The 21463-nt window shown below is 33.2% G+C and carries 26 protein-coding genes; 24 read left to right on the forward strand and 2 right to left on the reverse strand.

Translation table 11 applies throughout. From position 1 onward, the window contains the following. The first annotated feature begins 29 nt into the window (after window positions 1–29). Together OTK55_RS05425 and acs are read left to right on the forward strand one after the other, a co-directional pair. On the forward strand, window positions 30–2183 hold the full coding sequence (locus tag OTK55_RS05425; RefSeq protein WP_274871073.1) for a Tex family protein: 2154 nt from the start codon (window positions 30–32) through the stop codon (window positions 2181–2183). A 340-nt stretch (window positions 2184–2523) separates the two neighbouring features. Continuing rightward, the gene (acs, locus tag OTK55_RS05430) at window positions 2524–4623 is read left to right on the forward strand and encodes an acetate--CoA ligase alpha subunit (RefSeq protein ID WP_274871074.1); all 2100 of its coding nucleotides are present in this window, start codon (window positions 2524–2526) and stop codon (window positions 4621–4623) included. Between the two features lie 181 nt (window positions 4624–4804). Here acs and OTK55_RS05435 read toward each other — a convergent pair whose 3' ends face one another. Then, window positions 4805–6355 (reverse strand): flippase, encoded by a 1551-nt coding sequence (locus tag OTK55_RS05435; RefSeq protein ID WP_274871076.1) that lies wholly within the window; start codon window positions 6353–6355, stop codon window positions 4805–4807. Between the two features lie 410 nt (window positions 6356–6765). Here OTK55_RS05435 and OTK55_RS05440 point away from each other — a divergent pair, with 410 nt between their 5' ends. Both OTK55_RS05440 and OTK55_RS05445 read left to right on the forward strand, forming a co-directional pair. Continuing rightward, window positions 6766–7086, forward strand: a complete 321-nt coding sequence (locus tag OTK55_RS05440; RefSeq protein ID WP_274871077.1) for a hypothetical protein — start codon at window positions 6766–6768, stop codon at window positions 7084–7086. A gap of 175 nt (window positions 7087–7261) precedes the next feature. Further along, window positions 7262–8413 carry a TIGR03576 family pyridoxal phosphate-dependent enzyme gene (locus OTK55_RS05445; RefSeq protein ID WP_274871079.1) on the forward strand — a complete coding sequence of 384 codons (1152 nt, stop codon included), beginning with the start codon at window positions 7262–7264 and terminating at the stop codon, window positions 8411–8413. 117 nt (window positions 8414–8530) lie between these two features. Here OTK55_RS05445 and OTK55_RS05450 read toward each other — a convergent pair whose 3' ends face one another. Continuing rightward, window positions 8531–9469: a biotin--[acetyl-CoA-carboxylase] ligase gene (locus tag OTK55_RS05450; protein WP_274871775.1), complete on the reverse strand. Its 939-nt coding sequence runs from the start codon at window positions 9467–9469 to the stop codon at window positions 8531–8533. Window positions 9470–9887: 418 nt separating this feature from the next. Here OTK55_RS05450 and OTK55_RS05455 point away from each other — a divergent pair, with 418 nt between their 5' ends. The 20 genes from OTK55_RS05455 (at window position 9888) to OTK55_RS05550 (ending at window position 21454) form a co-directional block, all read left to right on the forward strand. After that, a complete protein-coding gene (locus OTK55_RS05455) occupies window positions 9888–11393 on the forward strand; it encodes an acetyl-CoA carboxylase biotin carboxylase subunit (protein ID WP_274871081.1) in 1506 nt (501 codons plus the stop codon). Between the two features lie 293 nt (window positions 11394–11686). Further along, window positions 11687–12505: a putative RNA uridine N3 methyltransferase gene (locus OTK55_RS05460; RefSeq protein WP_274871082.1), complete on the forward strand. Its 819-nt coding sequence runs from the start codon at window positions 11687–11689 to the stop codon at window positions 12503–12505. Window positions 12506–12586: 81 nt separating this feature from the next. Further along, complete coding sequence (gene rpl3p / locus OTK55_RS05465) at window positions 12587–13600, forward strand: 50S ribosomal protein L3 (protein WP_274871084.1); 1014 nt, start codon at window positions 12587–12589, stop codon at window positions 13598–13600. A gap of 18 nt (window positions 13601–13618) precedes the next feature. After that, the gene (rpl4p, locus tag OTK55_RS05470; RefSeq protein WP_274871086.1) at window positions 13619–14398 is read left to right on the forward strand and encodes a 50S ribosomal protein L4; all 780 of its coding nucleotides are present in this window, start codon (window positions 13619–13621) and stop codon (window positions 14396–14398) included. A 5-nt stretch (window positions 14399–14403) separates the two neighbouring features. Further along, window positions 14404–14664 (forward strand): 50S ribosomal protein L23, encoded by a 261-nt coding sequence (locus OTK55_RS05475; protein ID WP_274871088.1) that lies wholly within the window; start codon window positions 14404–14406, stop codon window positions 14662–14664. A 23-nt stretch (window positions 14665–14687) separates the two neighbouring features. Further along, on the forward strand, window positions 14688–15413 hold the full coding sequence (locus OTK55_RS05480; RefSeq protein WP_274871090.1) for a 50S ribosomal protein L2: 726 nt from the start codon (window positions 14688–14690) through the stop codon (window positions 15411–15413). Window positions 15414–15427: 14 nt separating this feature from the next. Continuing rightward, entirely contained in the window at window positions 15428–15838 is a 411-nt protein-coding gene (gene rpsS, locus OTK55_RS05485) for a 30S ribosomal protein S19 (RefSeq protein WP_274871091.1), read from the forward strand. An 18-nt stretch (window positions 15839–15856) separates the two neighbouring features. After that, entirely contained in the window at window positions 15857–16321 is a 465-nt protein-coding gene (locus OTK55_RS05490) for a 50S ribosomal protein L22 (RefSeq protein WP_274871092.1), read from the forward strand. A gap of 6 nt (window positions 16322–16327) precedes the next feature. Next, a complete protein-coding gene (locus tag OTK55_RS05495) occupies window positions 16328–17086 on the forward strand; it encodes a 30S ribosomal protein S3 (RefSeq protein ID WP_274871093.1) in 759 nt (252 codons plus the stop codon). A gap of 12 nt (window positions 17087–17098) precedes the next feature. Next, window positions 17099–17305, forward strand: coding sequence for a 50S ribosomal protein L29 (gene rpmC, locus OTK55_RS05500; RefSeq protein WP_274871095.1), 207 nt, complete (start codon window positions 17099–17101; stop codon window positions 17303–17305). 7 nt (window positions 17306–17312) lie between these two features. After that, window positions 17313–17618: a stress response translation initiation inhibitor YciH gene (yciH, locus tag OTK55_RS05505; protein WP_274871096.1), complete on the forward strand. Its 306-nt coding sequence runs from the start codon at window positions 17313–17315 to the stop codon at window positions 17616–17618. A 92-nt stretch (window positions 17619–17710) separates the two neighbouring features. After that, on the forward strand, window positions 17711–17992 hold the full coding sequence (gene rnp1, locus OTK55_RS05510) for a ribonuclease P protein component 1 (protein WP_274871098.1): 282 nt from the start codon (window positions 17711–17713) through the stop codon (window positions 17990–17992). 4 nt (window positions 17993–17996) lie between these two features. After that, window positions 17997–18317, forward strand: coding sequence for a 30S ribosomal protein S17 (locus OTK55_RS05515; RefSeq protein WP_274871099.1), 321 nt, complete (start codon window positions 17997–17999; stop codon window positions 18315–18317). A gap of 5 nt (window positions 18318–18322) precedes the next feature. Continuing rightward, window positions 18323–18721 (forward strand): 50S ribosomal protein L14, encoded by a 399-nt coding sequence (locus OTK55_RS05520; protein ID WP_274871101.1) that lies wholly within the window; start codon window positions 18323–18325, stop codon window positions 18719–18721. Window positions 18722–18729: 8 nt separating this feature from the next. Then, window positions 18730–19083 carry a 50S ribosomal protein L24 gene (gene rplX, locus OTK55_RS05525; protein ID WP_274871102.1) on the forward strand — a complete coding sequence of 118 codons (354 nt, stop codon included), beginning with the start codon at window positions 18730–18732 and terminating at the stop codon, window positions 19081–19083. Window positions 19084–19085: 2 nt separating this feature from the next. Further along, window positions 19086–19811: a 30S ribosomal protein S4e gene (locus OTK55_RS05530; RefSeq protein ID WP_274871103.1), complete on the forward strand. Its 726-nt coding sequence runs from the start codon at window positions 19086–19088 to the stop codon at window positions 19809–19811. A 2-nt stretch (window positions 19812–19813) separates the two neighbouring features. Then, window positions 19814–20320 carry a 50S ribosomal protein L5 gene (locus OTK55_RS05535; protein WP_274871105.1) on the forward strand — a complete coding sequence of 169 codons (507 nt, stop codon included), beginning with the start codon at window positions 19814–19816 and terminating at the stop codon, window positions 20318–20320. Window positions 20321–20332: 12 nt separating this feature from the next. Then, on the forward strand, window positions 20333–20476 hold the full coding sequence (locus OTK55_RS05540; protein ID WP_407652425.1) for a 30S ribosomal protein S14: 144 nt from the start codon (window positions 20333–20335) through the stop codon (window positions 20474–20476). A 16-nt stretch (window positions 20477–20492) separates the two neighbouring features. Then, complete coding sequence (locus OTK55_RS05545) at window positions 20493–20885, forward strand: 30S ribosomal protein S8 (RefSeq protein WP_274871107.1); 393 nt, start codon at window positions 20493–20495, stop codon at window positions 20883–20885. 14 nt (window positions 20886–20899) lie between these two features. Then, window positions 20900–21454: a 50S ribosomal protein L6 gene (locus tag OTK55_RS05550; protein WP_274871110.1), complete on the forward strand. Its 555-nt coding sequence runs from the start codon at window positions 20900–20902 to the stop codon at window positions 21452–21454. The last annotated feature ends 9 nt before the right edge of the window (window positions 21455–21463 follow it).

The following is a 21463-nucleotide window of genomic DNA, read 5'->3' on the forward strand; positions in this document are numbered from 1 at the left end:
GTTCTTTAAAGAGGATTGTAGGTGATATTATGATAGATATAGAAAGAACAATCGCAAGGGAATTAAATATAAAGCCATGGCAGGCAAATGCAGCAATATCCCTAATCAATGAGGATAATACTATTCCATTCATTGCCAGATATAGGAAAGAAGCAACAGGTGGGTTGGATGATGAATTACTAAGACAATTAAATGAACGACTAGAATACCTACAAAAGTTAGAAGAACGTAAACGACACATTCTAAATAACATAGAAAAACAGGGAAAACTAACCAGTGACCTTGAAAAAGAGATAGAGAATACTACCACACTAGTAGAGTTAGAGGATTTATATAGACCATACAAACAAAAAAAGACAACACGTGCAGGAAAAGCTAGAGAAAAAGGATTAGAGCCATTAGCACTAACAATATTAGACCAGAAGATGGACCATCCAATAGATGAAGAAGCTGAAAAATACCTGACTGATGATGTGCCGACAATTGAGGATGCAAAAAAGGGAGCAAATGATATAATTGCTGATATAATATCTGACAAGGCTAGTTTCAGGAGATTTATCCGAGATATAACAATTAAGAAAGGAAAAATTGTTGTTGAACCAAAAGACAAAGAGAAATCATCAGAGTATGAGATGTACTATAATTATTCAGAGAATATATCTGATATTGTACAGCATAGGATACTAGCAATAAATAGGGGTGAAAAAGAAAAGATACTCCGAGTAAAAATAGAAGCTCCTATAAAAAATATTGAATTTTTCCTAGAGGATGAAGTATTAATTAACTATTCAAGTGTACCGGAAGAATTAGATTATAATAAATATACTGAAACATTCATTAAAAAGGCTATTAAGGATTCCTACAAACGATTGATTGCACCTGCTATTGAAAGGGAAATAAGAACAATTCTAACCGATGTAGCAGAGGATAAATCAATCAAGGTATTCAAGAAAAATCTGGAACAGTTATTAATGCAGCCACCAATAAGAGGTCATACAGTACTTGGATGGGACCCTGCATTCAGAACTGGATGTAAGCTAGCAGTGATAGATAAATATGGTAAAGTACTGGATACAGCAGTAGTATATCCAACAGAACCACAAAATAAGGTTGAGGAAACAAGAATTATTGTAAGAGATTTAATAAATAAGTATGATATTGATTTAATAGCATTAGGTAATGGAACAGCTTCAAGGGAATCTGAACAAATAATATCCGACATCATAAAGGGAACCGATGTTAAATATGCTATTGTAAATGAGGCTGGTGCATCAGTATATTCTGCTAGTGACCTGGCAAGAAAGGAGTTTCCGGATTATGATGTAACAGAACGTGGAGCAATATCTATAGCACGTAGATTAGAAGATCCATTAGCAGAACTAGTTAAAATTGATCCAAAATCAATTGGTGTAGGACAATATCAGCATGACATGGACCCTAAAAAGCTGGATGAATCACTTGATGGTGTAATAGAAAAAAGTGTGAACAATGTAGGAGTTGACTTAAACACAGCATCTGCCACACTAATGGAACATGTTGCAGGAATATCTAGTAAAATTGCTAATAATATAGTAGCATACAGGGAGGAGCATGGTTCCTTTGTTGATAGAAATCAGTTACTGAAAGTACCTGGTATTGGTGCTAAGACATTTGAGCAATGTGCAGGTTTCATGAGAATATACGAGCCTAAAAATGTGTTAGACAGTACATGTGTACATCCAGAATCATATGATACAGCATTATCATTATTATCTCTTTACGGATATAATCTGGAGGATGTTAAAAATGGTGGAGTAACAATTAATGTTGATGATATGAAGAAGATATCCGAGGAGTTAGGTGTTGGTGAATGGACACTAGCGGACATTATTGATGAATTAAAAAAACCTGGACGTGATCCTAGAGAAGAACTTGATACCCCACAGTTACGTACTGATGTTCTTGATATTGAGGATTTAGAGGAAGGTATGATACTAGAGGGTGTTGTACGTAATGTTGTAGACTTCGGAGCTTTTGTTGATATTGGTGTTCATCAGGATGGCCTTGTACATATTTCTGAATTAGTTGAGAACCAGTATGTCAGACATCCTATGGATATTGTCAATGTAGGTGATATTGTTGAAGTTAGAGTATTGAGTGTTGATTTAGAAAGAAATAGGATTAGTTTATCAATGATTATCTAATCTTCTATAACTTTTTTCAATATCTCTTTTTTCCATGTTATTGGGAAATTATAAGCAAGTTTATATAATTAGTACAAATAAAATATTAATATCTAGAACATGAATTAATTTATAATGATAATTCATGAATAATAATGTTTTTTGGAAGTAATATATATTTTCACACATGACATCATGAAGAAAAAAGTATTAACAATAAAAAACATATCACAATTAATTCATGTTTAATGAATTTTTTTGAGAAAGTAGCTAGTAGTTTGAATATACTTTTTGAAATTTAACTACTTCTATTTTTATTTTTTTAGTTTAAAAAAAATATTAAATAAGTGGAGTAAGTAATATGAAAGATCTTACTGGATTATTCAATCCAAAGTCTGTGGCCGTAGTAGGCGCATCAAGTCAAGAAGAGAAAGTAGGGTATATAATAACAGATAACCTCAAAAAATGTGGTTTTAAAGGAGATATATATCCAATTAACACGAAAGCAGATGGAGAGTTACTAGGATTACCAGCTTACAAATCAGTCTTGGATATTCCAGGAGACGTTGATTTAGCTGTAATGTCTATACCTGCAAAATTTATGAATTCTGCATTAGAAGAATGTGGACAAAAAGGAATTAAAAATGTTATTGTAATTACTGCAGGATTTAAAGAAGTAGGCGGAGAAGGAGTAAAACTTGAACAAGAAATGGCAGAAATTGCTAATAAGTATGATATGAATGTTCAAGGTCCTAACTGTTTAGGAAGTATAGACACTCACACACCTATGAACGCTTCATTTGCTCAAATGATGCCTAAACCAGGTAACATTGCATTTGTATCCCAGAGTGGAGCAATGACTGTAGCAATCCTTGATTGGAGTATATCCGAGGGAATTGGTTTCAGTAAAGTAGTAAGTTTAGGAAACAAAGTGGATATATCTGAAATAGATGTGATTGAGCAGTTAGCTGATGATGAAAACACTGATGTAATATTATGTTACCTTGAAGGTATCAGTGATGGGGAAAGATTCCTAGAAGTAATGAAAAGAGTAACAAAAATAAAACCTGTAGTAATTCTAAAATCTGGTTCAAGCTCAGCAGGAGCAAGAGCAGTATCCTCACACACAGGTGCACTAGCAGGAAATGATTCAACCTTCGATGCAGCATTTGAAAACTGTGGAGTAATGAGGGCACGTTCAATGCAAGACTTATTCGATTATGGATCAGCATTCTCAAACTCAGACCTACCAAAAGGTAAAAGAATAGCAGTAATCACAAATGCTGGTGGTGGGGGAGTACTCACCGCAGATAAAATTGAAGATATAGGCTTAGAATTAGCTGATTTATCTGATGAAACAATTGAGAAATTACAGGAAGTAATACCATCAGAGGGAAGTGTACAGAACCCAATAGATGTGTTAGGAGATGCAGCTCCTCAAAGATATGAAGATACATTAGACATAGTATTAGCTGAAGATGACATTGACAGTGTAATAATCATGGCATGTCCAACAGCATCATATAAACCACATGAAGTAGGAGAAGCAATAGTACAGGCTAAGAAAAAATCTGATAAACCAATAATGGTTGTAAACATGGGTGGACCATCATTTGTAGAAGAGAACAAAGTACTAAGAGACAATCATATATCTACATTTGTATTCCCAGAAACAGCAGTAAAAGCACTTGGTGCATTAGAAAGATATGAAACAATAAGATCCGAAGATCAAGAATCATGCATAGATAAAATCACCGATGTAGACAAAGACAAAGCAGCAAGAATAATAGCAGATGCAAAAGCAAAAGGAAGAGATGCATTACTAGGAAGTGAAGCATACCAAGTAGCAGATGCATATGGAATATCCGCAGCACCAATAGTACTAGCAACAACAAAAGAAGAAGCTGGAGAAGCTGCAGAACAAATGGGATTCCCAGTAGTACTAAAAATTGCATCCGATAAAATATTACACAAAACAGATATTGGTGGAGTAGTAGTAAACGTTACAACAAAAGAAGAAGCAGAACAGACATTTGAAAAAATAATGGCTAATGCTAAGAAAGCTCACCCTGACGTTGTACCTGATGGTGTAGAAGTACAGAAAATGATGCCGAACGGTCATGAAGTATTAATAGGAATGTTACGTGATGATCAATTTGGTCCAATCATAGGATTTGGTATGGGTGGAGTATACGTAAACCTAATCAATGATGTATGCTTCAAACTTGGTTCCGGTATCAGTGATGAAGTAATTGATGACCAAATAAACAGTACTAAAATAAGTAAATTACTCAAAGGATATCGTGGTGAAAAACCTAGTGATATAGATTCAGTTAAAGATACATTAAAACGTGTAACTAAATTAACATTAGACTTCCCAGAAATAAAAGAGTTAGATATTAACCCTGTATTTGTATATGAAGAAGGATCTAGTGCATTAGATATAAAAATTAAATTATAAACACCACTCCTAACCTTTTTTTATTTTAATAATTATTGTTCCTGATTTTTAACAACTATAATTAATTTTATATTAAAAAAAGATAGTATTATTTCTAGTATTAAACTAATTTTATAAAAAAAAGTAACTTTTTTAAAAAAAAAGATTAAAGGGGTAGATTTTCTGGTTTTATTAAAGTCATTTATCCTGAGTGTCTGTAGATAAATCTTACAAATACGTCAAGATACTTTTTCAATGGTCCTGTTCTGTTTACGATATGTTCTATAAATACAATATCTTCCTGTTTAATAGCTTTAAGTAATAGTACTACACCTATGTATACTATAGAACCTATAATACCACCAATAATCATTCCAAGAATGGTTTTTGGTATTAGGTACATCACTACAATCATAGCAGCTGTAGATATTACAACTTTTGATATGTCCATAAGCGGTGGACGTACCCCTGATATTTTAGCTAATTCTATTGATGTAAGTAACATTAATGATAATGTTCCCAGTGTTGTTGCAAATGCTGCACCAGCTATACCATATCTTGGTGTGAGTATGAAGCTGAATACAATGTTAATAATTGAACCAATTACTAATGCATACATTGGAAATTGCGGTTTTCCAAGTCCCTGACACATACTACTTGCAATAAGATATACTGAGAAGAAGAACATTCCTGTTACAAGTATCCATAATGCTTCTGCACCCTGTGCATAGGCATTTCCGAATAATAATGACATTATAGGAGCTGCATAGACCATGATAAATGCTGATATTGGTAGTGTTGTTAGTGTTGTGTATCTGTATGACTGGTGTATGTACATCCTAAGTAATTCTTTATCATTTAAACTATCTGCTTCACTTAATGCCGGTAGTACTGATGTAGATACTGAATTTGCTATTATTAAAGGTATTCTTGCTGTTGCACTAGCATTAGTGTATAATCCTGCAAATGCTGCTGGTAGAAATACTCCTATAAAGAAGGTACCTGTATCATAGATGAATATCTCTGCTATTCCTGATATCACTACTGGTATTGAGAATTTAAATATTGTTGTTAGTATTTCAAATTCTTCCTTTCTTGAAAGTGTTCTGTATTCATCATTAAGGTACGGGTCAATTATATCTTTCTTATATAAGTAGTATGATCCTAGCAGTGCCATTAAGAATCCTAGTGCTGTACCAAGTACTGCTCCTGATGCGTACCATCCTAGTAAAACTAATGATATTGCAAATACTAATGTGAATATCTGTTCTATAAGTTTTGAGTAGAAGATATGTGTCATCTTATAGAAGCCCTGGAATACTCCTCTTAATGCTCCAACTATTACACTGAATGGTACGATTACTGACACTAATCTTAGTGGTAGTAATGCTTCTGGTTTATGCCACATGCCTATTGCTACCGGCTCTGATATTATGTACATTATCACTGCTGCTAATATGGCCATGAATATCATTAATTTCATGGATGTCTTGATGATTTGATGTACCATGTCCTTGTCGTCTACAGCTTTGTACTGTGATACATATTTTGCAATTGCAGGTGGTACTCCTCCACTAGCTGCTGTTATCAGTGCATTCTGAAATGGCAGGGTTAATCCTACTATACCATATCCAGTGGTTGTTAATAGTCTACTTAAAATAAATCGATATATAAATCCGCCTAGTCTTAGGATTATTGAACCTAATAATATGATTATACTACCCGATGCTAGTTTAGATTTTTTATCGGTCAAATATCTACCTCCTATGGTAATGTCCTTAGAAGAATAATGCTATTTTCCAAAAAATCTCTTTTTATATTTTATTTTTATTAATTTCTTCTAGAATAGACTGTATTAAAATATATATTCTATATTATATGAATATATTTATTGAAATGGAGGTTAAACAATAATACTTCTAGTGATACTATAATTGTATGGTACAGTAGTTGTGAATTTTTTAAGGAAGTTTACATTTCAGGTAAGAAATGTTTCATGGTATAATAATTTTTGTAAATCATTATTAAGATAATATTAAATTAGACTATAATTAAAGGATTAGTTATACTATATGTTTAACACGTGAATTGTATCATTAATATAAAATATAAGTAACATAAATGATATACTATATATTTAAATAGGAACAAGGAGGGGTACTATTGACAGATAATGTAGACAGACTAGGAACAAGAATGGTTGAACTAAACAATGCTCTACAAGACAAGAGAACAAATCCGGATTTTGCATTTGAAGATATTAATTCTGTTGACATGTTAGTGAAAATAATTGTTAACCTAGAATCTAATGAAAAGGGAATAGAGGATGGAATATACATATATATCAATGAAGAAGGAGACATTGTAAACGCTGAATATTTTGTAAAAGAACATGGGGAAATTACCATCTTTAGTTTTGATGATGCGCAATTAGATCTTATACGTGAATTATTCGGAGATGTCTTCGCAGTAAATGTAGAATAGTAAGGTTTTTATCCTTTATGCTTTTATCACCACCCCTTAATTAATTCTATTTTTTTTGGAAATTATCATCTAATTTTATCATGTACTTATATTATTTTATACAAATATTAAACCAAGAGTATTAACTCCCACATATATGAGATAATTATTATAATTTAATATAGAGATGAAATAAATGGAAATAACATTAAATGAAGTAAAAAGAAGAGAAAAAGGACTAAAAATAATCAATCAAAAAATAAAAGATGATGGTGTAGATAGTTTAATTGATTTAACAGGATTAGCTGGCGGATTTGACTTAACACCAGAGGACATATCCTTACTTGAAACATATGCTGGTCCGGCAGTATTTGATGAAAGAATACAGGAACTAGGAAGAGAACACTTAGGCGGAGAAAAAATATTACCATTAAACCGTACAACTAGTGGAATAGTAGGTATGATAATAGCACTAGTAAAACCAGGAACAAAAATAGTACATTACCTGGCAAAAAAACCGGGACATCCATCAATACCAAGAACAGCAAAACTAGTTGGGGCAGATTATGTTGAATACACTAATCTAGATGACTTTAAAATTGATGATAACACATCCCTTGTAGTAATAACTGGTACAACAATGGATTTAGAGGTAATAAGTGTAGATGACTTTAAAACAGTTATAGACCAGGCAAAAGCAAAGAATATTCCAGTATTCGTGGATGATGCATCTGGTGCTAGAATTAGAAGAGCAGTATATGACCAGCCAAGAGCTATAGATTTAGGTGCAGACCTCTCAGTTACCAGTACTGATAAATTAATGGAAGGTCCTCGTGGCGGATTAATGGCTGGAAGCACTGAGTTAATTGATCAAATAAAATTAGTTGTCAACCAGTATGGATTAGAAGGACAGGCACCACTAGTAGCTGGTATGATTAAAGGATTAGAGAAATATTCACCAGACAGAATTAAAGAAGCATTCAAACAAAAAGATGAATTATACCAGAAATTACAGGATAAAGGACTAAATCCACAGACAACACCAACCGGGTTCATGTTTAAGGAAGATGAAATTAAGAATGAGGTAGATAAGAGAACTTCCACTGGTGATGTTAGTGCTGATGTTGTAGCTACAGTATATTCAATGTTATTAATTGATAATTATAATATTATAACAATACCAGCTGTGGGAATGCCTGGTGCATCCAAGACTGTTCGTATAGACTGGTCTGCTAAGGATTCCGAGAAATTAAGCATGGATGAACTTGTTGATGCTATTGTTGATACTTTTGATAAGGTTGCAAGTGTATTTAGCAGTGACAGTGTAGAACAGGTATTATATGAATAATATTTTTTTCATGGAAAACATTTAGTATAATGGTTTCCACTCTCTTTTTTTTAATTCTTTTTTTAAGTAAAATTTTTTAAGAAATAGTAAAAGGGGGAGAATTTTATAATTCTTTTTCTAGTTATCCAATATTTTTACTTCGCCGGATGTTATTTTTTCTAATGATCCATCTTCCAGTTCTACAATTAATGCACCATTATTATCAATTCCCACTGCATCAGCAAATATAGCTTTTCCATGTTTATATACTTTCACATGGTGTCCGGCTGTTGATGATAATCTTCTCCATTCAGCGACTATATGTTTGAAGTTACCGTTCTTGAATTCTTCATACAAATCTTCAAAGATTTTGAAGAATACTCTTAATATATCAGCTCTATTATATTCAACATGATATTCTTCTTTAACAGAGGTTGCTTTATCCCGTAGGCTCTTTGGAATATCAGATTCATTAATATTTACATCTATACCAACACCAACAAGAACTGCTTTTAGTTTATCATAATCAGCAACAGCCTCTGTTAGTATACCACAAATTTTCTTCTTACCAATTAATATGTCATTTGGCCATTTGATTCCCACATTTAGATTAAATTCATCATGTAATGTTTCTGCAATTGCTACACCTGTTACAATGGTAAGTTTTGATGCCTCTTCTAGTGAAACATCAGGCTTAAGTATCATTGTCATATATACTCCACCCTCAGGTGACACCCAGCCATCATGTTTACGTGTTCTTCCAGCTGTCTGCTTTGTTGCTATAACAATTGTTCCATCTTTAACATCCTGTTCCACAAATTTCTTTGCTGTATTATTAGTAGATTCCACTTCTTCATAGAAATGAATTGTATGACCAATGTATTTTGTTTTCAGTCCTCTTGATACTTCAAATGGTTCTACAATGTCAGGTATACCCTTTAATTTGTAACCCTTATCCTTGTCATATGCTATCTTATAACCTTTATCTTTCAGGCTCTGTAAATTTTGTCTTAATTTATCATGGGTAATATCTATTTTTTTTAATAATTCAGTTTCTGTTATATATTCATCTTCCATATTTTTCAAAATATTTTTTCTTATCATCTTAAAACCCAAATAATATCAATAAATATAAACAATATTACAATGTAATATCAAGTGATTTTATTATATATTATTATACTATTTATATTATATTAATTCTCTTTTTATATTAAAAATGAAATCAGTCAAGAAATCCTGTTAAAAGGGATATAAAGTATTATAAACATGATTTATTGATAAATAAATAATTAGGCCTCTTATAAGTCATATCTTAAAAGTGATGTAACAATAACATAACATACTATTATGACAGTACTAAACCGAATCATTAAATTTTAGAAAATTGTATATTAGTTAATAAATATAATATAATAAAGATACTAGGGTAATGAAAGAAAATCATTAAAACCATAATAAACGAATACAAACTAATAAAGGGGTAATTAACAAAATGTTTGATAAAATATTAATTGCAAACCGTGGTGAAATAGCAATACGTGTCATGAGAGCATGTAAAGAGCTAGACATACAATCAGTTGCTATACATTCAGACGTCGATTCACAGGCATTATTCACAAAATATGCAGATGAATCAGTATCACTAAACACAGACATTCTAACACAATCATACCTAGATATAGATAAAATAATAGACATAGCTCTAGACACAGGCGCAGATGCAATTCACCCAGGATACGGTTTTCTCTCTGAAAATCCGGAACTAGGAAGAAAATGTAAAGAAAACAATATAACCCTAATAGGACCAAATGAAAATGCAATCAGAACAATGGGGGATAAAATCACATCAAAACAGTTAATGGTAAAAAAAGGTGTGCCAACAGTTCCTGGAGATAAAGAAGAAATTACAGATATCGAAGAAGCAAAGAAAAGAGCAAGAGAAATTGGATACCCAGTAATTATTAAATCATCCGCAGGAGGTGGAGGAATAGGTATGAGAGTAGTCTACGAGGATGATGAATTAACTCGTGCAATAGAATCTACTCAAAACCTGGCAAAAGCAACCTTTGGTGACGGTACAGTATACCTTGAAAAATACATAGAAAAACCAAGACACATAGAATTCCAGGTACTAGGAGATAATCACGGAAACACAATACACGTCTGTGACCGTGAATGCTCAATACAGAGAAGACACCAGAAACTGATAGAGGAAGCACCTTCACCAATCATGACTGAGGAACTCAGAGAAAGAATGGGAGAATCTGCAATAAGAGCAGCTAAAAGTGTAGATTATAATAGTGCAGGAACAGTTGAATTCATGTATTCCAATGGTGAATACTACTTCCTGGAAATGAACACAAGAATACAGGTAGAACACCCGATAACAGAGGCAATCACAGGAGTAGACCTTGTAAAACAACAGATAAAGGTAGCTGCTGGAGAAAAATTAGACTATTCTCAGGATGATATTCAGGTAAATGGTCATGCTATTGAATGTCGTATTAATGCAGAAAACCCATTAAAGGATTTTAAACCAAACCCTGGTAAAATTGTTGGATACAGATCACCTGGAGGAATAGGTGTAAGGATGGATAGTGGTGTATACACCGGTTATACAATTCCATCAATATATGATTCAATGATTGCAAAACTAATTGTACATGGAAATGACCGTAATGAAGCAATAGCACGTATGACAAGAGCATTAAACGAGTTTATTGTTGTCGGAGTAAATACAACAATACCCTTCCATAAGGCATTAATGAAGAATGAGAACTTCAGACAGGCTAACCTTGATACTAATTTCATCATGGATAATAAACAGGATTTAATCACAGAAATTGAACGTGTTATGAAGGAAGATGAGAAAAGAGTTTTACAATTAAAATCCACATTCCTTCCATCAAAGAAAGTTGCTGCAATATCTACTAGTGTAAATACTTACATGAATAGAATAATTGAAGACCAGAAGAAAAAGTCTAGAGATATGAGATAATTTTCATGTACTCCTTTCTTTTTGATATTTTTTTCAATTAAAGTATAATATTTAAGTATTGTATGAAAAAATACTACAAATAATACTCATTACTTAAATACTTTATTGAAATTATCATGATTTCATATTAATCTTTGAAAAATAATTCATAACCCATAAGCTATACTAATACTCTTTTTCTACCCTATATAATAGGTAAGTTTATATATAGTTAAAAAGTAATATATAAAATAGTATTCCAACTATAGAATACTTCCTAAAACTTTTATATGTTTTCAGACAAAAATTTCTTTATGGAAAAATTGTCAATATTCGTGCCAAATAGTTATTTGGCCGAATCAAAAGATTCAAAAATTAGAACATATAAAGTTGGATTAATTGGAAGATATGCTGCTCTATTTAGGGCTAATAACATAGTTATTTATAATGATAATTCAGACGGAGGTAGTAGGGATGATGCTCTCTATATGAAAACTATCCTAGAATACATGGATACACCTCAATACTTGCGTAAACAAGTATTTCCGATTACACCGGAGCTGAAAAACGTAGGAATACTCCCACCACTTAGGACACCACATCATCCAGCAACTGATGACGCCCAAGTTGGTGACTTCAGACAAGGATTAACAAAAAAACGTGTCAGAAAAGGCACAATGGTCGATATTGGTGTAGGCCGCCTTGCCTTATGTAAGGAGAAACTAAGTGTAAATAAAGTACTAAGTTTTCGTATTGAAAAATTTGGTAAGGAAATTTTAATAGAACCTGATGAACCTACCAATGTTTATTGGGGATATAATACAATTACTAGTGACAGTAACCTCTATGACAGCATAACCATGATGAAAGATAAACCGGATCTGGTTATTGGTACATCAAAATATGCTCCTAACATTACTTCTATTCTCGATGAGGTTCAGACAAGTATAACACAAGCAAATCATGTTGCAATTCTTTTCGGAGGACCATACTCTGGAATCAACACCATGATTAATGAACGTAAATTAGATTATGTGATTAACACTGTTCCTAAACAGGGTACTGAAACCGTTAGGACAGAGGAAGCTTTAATTAGTACATTAGCAATATTAAACATCTTACTGAACAAGTAGTATTTTATTTAAAACAAAAAAAAATTCATATAAATAACGAAAATTAATACAAATTATAAAATTAACTAAGGAGAAAATAACATGACTAGACATCACCAACCAAGAAAAGGATCGGTTGCATTCAGTCCACGTAAAAGAGTGGCTAGAGAAACACCTCGTGTAAGTACCTGGCCAAAATCTGACGAGACTGGACTGCTCGGATTCGCAGGATACAAGGTGGGCATGACCCACGTGACGGCTCTGGACTCTAGAAAAGATTCTCCAACAGAAAACATGGAACTTTCAGTTCCAGTTACAATATTAGAGGCACCACCTTTAGTAGTGTTGGGAATTAGAGCTTACACAAAAACAACATACGGATTAAAAACACTAACAGATGTACTTGCAAATGATAATTTAGACGATGAATTATCAAGAAAAATATCAATTCCAAAATTCGAAGATGTTGAATCAAAATTAGATGATTTAAGAAACAGAATTGATGAAATTGATGAAGTAAGAGTTCTAGTTCACACAAAACCAAAATTAACAAGTGTGCCTAAGAAAAAACCAGAAGTACTTGAATTCGGATTAGGTGGAAAATCTGTAGAAGACAAACTAGAATATGCAATAAGCATACTAGGAAAAGAAATGAATGCAAAAGATGTATTCCAAGAAGGAGAATACACTGATGCAATAGCAACCACCAAAGGTAAAGGAGTTCAAGGACCTGTAAAAAGATTCGGTGTAAGAATCCAATATGGTAAAGCAGCACGTAGTGGTATAGAAAGACACGTAGGTTCTATTGGACCATGGACACCAAATAGAACAATGTGGACCGTTGCAATGCAAGGTCAAATGGGTTACCATAAAAGAACAGAATATAACAAAAAACTCCTAAAAATAGGAGATGAATCTGAGGTTGACTTAATAAACCCAGATGGTGGATTTGTAAAATATGGTTTCGTAAAAAACAACTACATACTAGTTAAAGGTTCATTACCAGGACCATCAAAAAGATTAGTTGTTTTAAGAAAAGGAGTAAGAAACGGTAAGAAAGAAGTAATTGCTCCAGAAATATCTTACATAAGCACAACTTCAAAACAGGGAGTCTAAATATAGAGAGTGATTGATATGGCAAAAGTTAACGTTTATTCATTAAAAGGCGACGTCACCGAAGAAATTGAGCTCCCATCAATATTTGAGGAAGAATACAGACCAGATGTAATTAAAAGAGCTGTAATCTCAACTCAAACTGCTAGAATTCAACCATGGGGAACAGACCCAATGGCTGGTAAAAGAACAACAGCAGAATCATTTGGTTCCGGTAGAGGAGCAGCAATGGTACCTCGTGTAAAAGGATCATCAAAAGCAGCATTTGTACCTCAAGCAATTGGAGGAAGAAAAGCACATCCACCACGAGTAAACACAATTTATCATGAAAAAATCAACAAAAAAGAAAGAATATTAGCAATCAGATCTGCAATAGCAGCAACAGCTAATAAAGAATTAGTAGAACAAAGAGGACATCAAATCTCAAACTTAGAACAAGTCCCATTTGTTGTAGATGATGAATTAGAAACCATAAAAACAACAAAAGAAACCAGAGAAATCTTCAAAGACTTAGGAATCATGGACGATATCGTAAGAGCTAAAAAAGGAAGAAAAATCAAATCTGGTAAAGGAAAACTACGAGGAAGAAAATACAGAACCCCAAAAGGACCTCTAGTAGTTGTTGGTAACGATCGTGGAATCAGCTTAGGAGCAAGAAACCATGCAGGTGTAGATGTAGTAGAAGTAAACAACGTCAATGCAGAATTACTTGCACCAGGAACACACGCAGGAAGATTAACAATATACACAAAATCTGCTATAGAAAAATTAGGAGATTTATTCCAACAAAATAGGAGTTAGTTATTATGGATCCATATTCAGTAATAATAAAACCACAATTATCAGAAAAAACAATGAATCAAATTTATGATGAAAACAAAATCACATTTGTGGTTCATAGATCTGCTAATAAAAGAGTAATCAAAGATGCTTTCCAAGACTTATACGAAACAAAAGTATTATCTGTAAATACTCATATTACTCCTAGAGGAGAAAAAATTGCATCAATTGAATTAGAAGAACCAGAAGCTGCAGAAGATATTGCAGTAAGATTAGGTGTATTCTAAGCATAACAATAGGAGGATTGATTATGGGAAAAAGATTGATTATTCAAAGAAGAGGTCGAGGAACTCCAACATACCGTAGTTCATCACACAGATTCAGAGGAAAAGTATCATACCGTTCATACGACAAACTCGAAAGAGAAGGAAGTTTAAAAGGTATAGTTACGGACATTATCCATGACCCTGGAAGATCAGCACCAGTTGCAATAGTAAAATTCGAAACAGGTGAAGAAAAATTAGTTCTAGCACCAGAAAGTATTGCAATTGATGACGAAATAGAATGTGGAATATCTGCACCTATCGAACCAGGAAACACATTACCATTAAGTGAAATTCCAGAAGGAACTCCAGTTTTCAACATAGAAAACAACCCAGGAGATGGGGGAAAATTCGTCAGATCATCTGGAACTTACGCAGCATTAATTACTCATGATGTAGGAAAATCCATGGTAGAATTACCATCCGGAGAACTCAAAGCATTCAACCCAAGAAGCAGAGCTACAATAGGAGTAGTTGCTGGTGGAGGAAGAAAAGATAAACCATTCCTCAAAGCAGGTAACAGATATCATGCATTAAAAGCAAAGGGTAAGAAAATGATGACTGTTAGAGGTGTTGCAATGAACGCAGTAGACCACCCACACGGTGGAGGTAACAGACAACATCCAGGAAGACCTACTACTATCTCAAGAAATGCACCTGCAGGTAGAAAAGTTGGTTCAATAGCATCTAAACGTACAGGTAGAAGACGATAGAAGGAGGCACTTAATTGGCTCGAAAGATATTTAAATATAGAGGATACACTCTTGAAGAGCTTCAGGACATGTCATTAGATGAAGTAATAGAATTATTACCATCAAGACAAAGAAGATCTCTAAAGAGAGGATTTTTACCAAGACAAGAAAAAGTTCTTGAAAAAATGGAAAAAGTTAAAGACATTAAAAATGATAGTGGAAAACCAATAGTTATTAAAACACATTGTCGTGATATGATTGTACTTCCAAACATGGTAGGATACACATTTGGTATCTACAATGGACAAGAATTTGTAGAAGTAGAAATAAAACCAGAAATGATTGGATGCTACTTCGGAGAATTCGCACAAACAAGAGGAAGAGTACAACACGGAGACCCAGGTATGGGTGCAACAAGATCATCAATGTTTGTACCACTTAAATAGATAAGGAGAAGGTTATTTATGGCAAAGAAAAATACTTACTCATACCAAGCTAAACCAGATGAAAAAATAGCAAAAGCATCAGGTCATAGTTTAAAAATTTCTCCTAAACATTCAGTGGAAATATGCAGAACTATTCGTAACATGTATTTAGAAGATGCAAAAGCATTTTTAGAAGACGTAATAGCTAAAAAAACAGTAGTACCATTCAAAAGACACAACAAAAAAGTAGGTCACAGAGGAGACTTACAAGGATGGCCATCAGGAAGATACCCTGTAAAAGCTGCAAAAGCAATACTAAAAGTATTAGAAAATGCAGAAGCTAACGCAGAAAATGCAGACTTAGATGTAGAAAATCTCAAACTAGTACATGCATCTGCTAACAGAGGGGTAATTATAAGAGGTTGGACTCCAAGAGCATTTGGAAGAGCAAGCCCTTCAAACACACCTACCACACATATACAAATCGTATTAGGGGAGGCTTAAATACCAATGATTGAAAAAGATTTCGTTAAAGAAGGATTAAATAGAACACGAATAGACGAATACCTAGAGAAAAAACTCGAAAGAGCAGGATACGGTGGAATGGATATTCACGTAACACCAGTAGGAACAATGGTAGTAGTCTACGCTGAAAAACCTGGTATGGTTATCGGTAGAGGTGGAAAAACAGTAAGAGCAATTACAAAAACTCTTAAAAATAATTTTGACCTAGAAAATCCACAAGTTGAAGTTAAAGAAGTAGATGTACCTGAATTAAACCCAAGAATCATGGCACACAAAATAGTATCCATGTTACAAAGAGGAATGCAATTCAGAAGAGTAGCATACTCAATAATCAGAAGAATAATGTCTGCTGGAGCACAGGGAGTAGAAGTTACAATTTCCGGAAAAATAAGAGGTTCCAGATCAGCATGTGCAAAATTCAATGATGGATACATCAAAAAATGTGGAGAACCTTCAATAAAACACGTAAAAGAAGGATTTGCTACTGTACAATTAAAACCTGGTGTACTTGGAATATATGTTAGAATCATGCCACCTGAAGTAGTTTTACCAGACAATATAGAAATCAGTGAACCAGAAATCGAAGAAGTTACAGAAACAGAAGCTGCACCAGCACCTGAAGTTGAAGAAACAGAAATCGAAGAAGAAATCACTGGTGAAGATATATTAGAAGAACTTTCAGAAGAATCTGAAGTAGAAGAAATTACTGAAGAAGCAGAAGATACTGAAACATTAGAAGAATAAGGGGAAATAGTAATGGTTATTTTAAGAAGCAGAGAATTAAGAGAACTCAGTGCATCAGATCTTGAAGCAAAACTCAATGAACTTCATGCAGAATATGATACATTAGTAAGTAAAGGATCTGTAGCTGGAGTAGATAATCCTGGAAAAATAAGAGAAACTAGAAGAACTATTGCCCGTGTTCTTACTATAATGAATGAAAACAAACAACAGGGAGAATAAAATAGAGATGAAAATCTGTGAAATATGCGGTCTTCCAGAAGATTTATGTGTCTGCGAAGAAATAGCACGTGAAGTACAAAAAGTTAAAGTATACACTGTTCGTCGTCGATTTGGTAAACTCATGACTATAGTTGAAGGAATAGATGAACATGATATTGATATAAGAGAATTAACAAAAACACTCAAATCAAAATGTGCTTGCGGAGGTACTGCTAAAAAAGGTCAAATTGAACTTCAAGGAGACCACAAGAAAAAAGTAAAAGAAGTACTTGCAGAAATGGGATTTTCTTCAGATACTATAGAAATCAAATAGATAAACTCTATTTAGTGAAGATTAAAAATGAAATCAATAATTCTAACAATTATTGAACAGGGAAAAAATATAAAAGATGTGAAGTTTTTAAAATGATAACTCCACAGAACATATTTCGACATGAATTTATTGGTCTAACTGTTGAAATCACAGACAGTAACCATAAAGAATTCATAGGAATAAAAGGGAAAATTATCGATGAAACTCGTAATATAATCACAATTGATACGAGTACAGGCGAAAAAAAAATACCTAAAAAAGAGGTAACATTTTTATTCACATTACCTCAAGGTGAAAAAGTTTCTATTAAAGGAGAAATTATTGTAGCCCGCCCTGAAGACCGGATAAAGAAAAAATATAAGAAAATTAGGTGAAAATATGGTAGGCATTAATGTAAAGCAACCTGAAAAAGAATGTCACGATCCTAACTGTCCATTTCACGGTGAACTCTCTGTAAGAGGTCAAGTTATAGAAGGAACAGTTACTAGTGATAAGGCAGATCGTACAATTACCGTAGAAAGAAGTTTCTATGAGTATATTGACAAATATGAAAGATACGAAAAAAGAAATTCTAAAATAAAAGCACATAAACCAGATTGTCTTGACGTTAAAGTTGGAGATTCTGTAAAAATTGCTGAATGCAGACAACTTAGTAAAACTAAACATTTTGTGCTAGTAGAAGTTAAAGAAGGAGAATAAATAAAATGAAAGCAATTACATCAAAAGTCTCCAAATCTCTTCCTATCGGTGCTAATCTAAAATGTATAGACAATACCGGAGCACGTGAAGTAGAAATTATTTCAGTAAAAGGATTTAAAGGAGTAAGAAGAAGACTTGCTGCAGCTGGAGTAGGTGACATGGTAGTAGTTTCAGTTAAAAAAGGAACAGCTGACATGAGAAGAGAAGTTACAACAGCAGTAGTAGTACGTCAAAAGAAAGAATACAGACGTGCAGATGGTCTAAGAGTTAAATTTGAAGACAATGCAGCTGTAATCATTACCGAAGATGGCGTATTAAAAGGTTCAGAAATCAGAGGTCCTATTGCTAAGGAAGCAGCAGATCTTTGGCCAGCAATTGGTAGTGCTGCAAGTATAATAGTATAGGTGGAATTATGTCAAAACAACCAAGAAAACAACGTAAAGCATTATATACAGCACCACTACACAAACGTCACAATTCAATGAGTGTACATCTTTCCGATGAACTCAGAGAAGAATTCAACAGAAGATCCTTCCCTGTAAGAAAAGGAGACGATGTTGAAATAGTACGTGGTGACTTTAAAGGAACTGAAGGAAAAGTTGAAGGTGTAGATCTTAAAAATTACCGTGTTCTTGTTGACGGTGCATCCAGTCAGAAACAAGATGGATCAAAATTATACCAACCAATTCACCCATCAAACTTAGTTCTAATAGATGTATACTTAGATGATGAAAGAAGAAATGAAGCATTAAATAGGAAGGTATAATCATGGCAAATATGGGATCAAGAAAACACTTAAAAAGATTCAAAGCACCAAAAACATGGCCTATCCACACTAAAGAAGAAGTATGGACTACAAAAACAAGTGCAGGACCACACGCTATAACTGAATCAATACCTCTTGTAATGGTTTTAAGAGAAATTTTAGGATTAGCAGAAAATACACGTGAAGCTAAAATTATCTTAAACAATGGTGACGTATTAGTTGATGGTGTACCAAGAAAAGACCACAGATTCCCTGTAGGTTTCATGGATGTTATATCAATACCAAAAATCAACAAATACTACAGAATCTTACAAGATAACAAAGGAGCATTAGTACTACACGAAATTGAAGAAAAAGATTCAACTTTCAAATTAGTAACTATTAAAAACAAAACCACAGTTAAAGGTGGAAAAACTCAGTTAAACTTAGAAGATGGTAGAAACGTTATCACTGAAGAAGATTACAAAACTGGTGATGTTTTATTATTAAACATACCTGACCAAACAGTATCTGATTCAATTAAATTTGAAGAAGGAGCAATTGGTTTAATCACTGGTGGTAAACACATTGGTGAAACAGGTAAAATTGATAGTATTAATATAACCAAATCTTCTAAATCAAATACAGTACTAATGGAAACAGAAGAAGGTTCATTCTTAACCTTAACAAAATATGTTTTCGTAATAGGTCAAGATAAACCAGTCATATCATTATTAGGAGATGACTAAACATGAATGTAATGGAAAAACCTTACATTGCAAAAGCTACTGTAAATATTGGTGTAGGTGAAGGTGGAGAAAAATTAACAAGAGCAGAAAAATTAATCGAATCTCTTGTTGATCAAAAACCTGTAAGAACATACTCAAAAGTTACAAACCCTGAATTTGGAATTAGGAAAAAACAACCTATTGCATGTAAAGTAACTTTAAGAGGAGAAAAAGCTGATAAAATCATATCTATGGTATTAGCAGGATTAGAAAACAAAATCAAAGCTTCTCAATTTGACCAAGAAGGTAACGTATCCTTCGGTATCAGAGAACACATTGATATTCCTGGAGTAAGATATGACCCAGATATAGGAATTTTTGGTATGGATGTTTCTGTAACATTCCAAAAACCAGGTCACAGAATCAAAGAAAGAAGATTAAGACCTAAAAAATTACCACAAGCACAAAGAGTTACAAAAGAAGAATCTATGGAATTAATGAAAGAAAAATTCCAAGTTACAATAGAATAGAAGGTGAATATTGTGGCAAAAAAATACGGGAAAGCAGCAAGAAAATGTAGTCGATGTGGAGATCATTCTGCTATTGTAAGAAGATACGGTTTAAATCTTTGCCGTCAATGCTTTAGAGAAATAGCTCCAAAAATCGGATTTAAAAAATATAATTAAAAGGAGTGTTTAAAGAATGTCTCTTATGGATCCTCTTGCAGATGCATTAACAAACATTAGAAACAATGAGTTACAAGGTAATGACAAATGTGTCATTTCACCTGCATCAAAACTTATTGGTCATGTATTAAGCACAATGCAGAAGGAAGATTATATAGGAAATTTTGAATTAGTTGATGATGGAAAAGCTGGAAAATTCAATGTTGAATTAGTTGGTAACATAAACAAATGTGGAGTTATCAAACCACGTCACGCTGTAAAAAATACAGAATTTGAAGATTATGAAAAAAGATACTTACCAGCAAAAAACTTTGGTATATTAATTGTAACAACACCTCAAGGTGTAATGACTCACCATGAAGCTAAAGAAGCTGGACTTGGTGGAAGATTATTAGTATACGTATATTAAAATTAGGTGAAAAAATGGTTAAATTAGCAAATATAACAGAGACAATCCCTATTCCTGAAGATGTTACTGTTAACGTAGAAAATTCTGAAGTAACAGTTAAAGGAAATGGTGGAGAAATTAAGAGAAACTTCAACCATAATAACATTACCATATCTAATGATGATGAAAATGTTACAATAAGTGTAGCATTTCCAAATAAAAAAGATAAAGCTATGGTTGGAACTATAAAATCACATGTATCAAACATGATTTATGGTGTAAAACATGGTTTTACTTACAAAATGAAAATAGTATACGCACACTTTCCAATGACTGTGAAAGTAAAAGGAAATATTGTATCAATAGACAACTTCCTTGGAGAAAGAAGTCCACGTACAGCTAAAATCATTGGTGATGTAAAAGTGTCAGTAAAAGGTGACGATGTAACAATCACTGGTATTAACAAAGAACATGTTGGTCAAACAATGGCAAACATTGAACAAGCAACCAAGATTAAAGGTAGGGACCCTCGTATATTCCAAGATGGAATTTACTTAGTGGACAAAACTCAGGAAGAATTAGAAGAATAAAAATTTTAT

Source organism: Candidatus Methanosphaera massiliense, from assembly GCF_028890305.1.
GTDB lineage: Archaea > Methanobacteriota > Methanobacteria > Methanobacteriales > Methanobacteriaceae > Methanosphaera > Methanosphaera massiliense.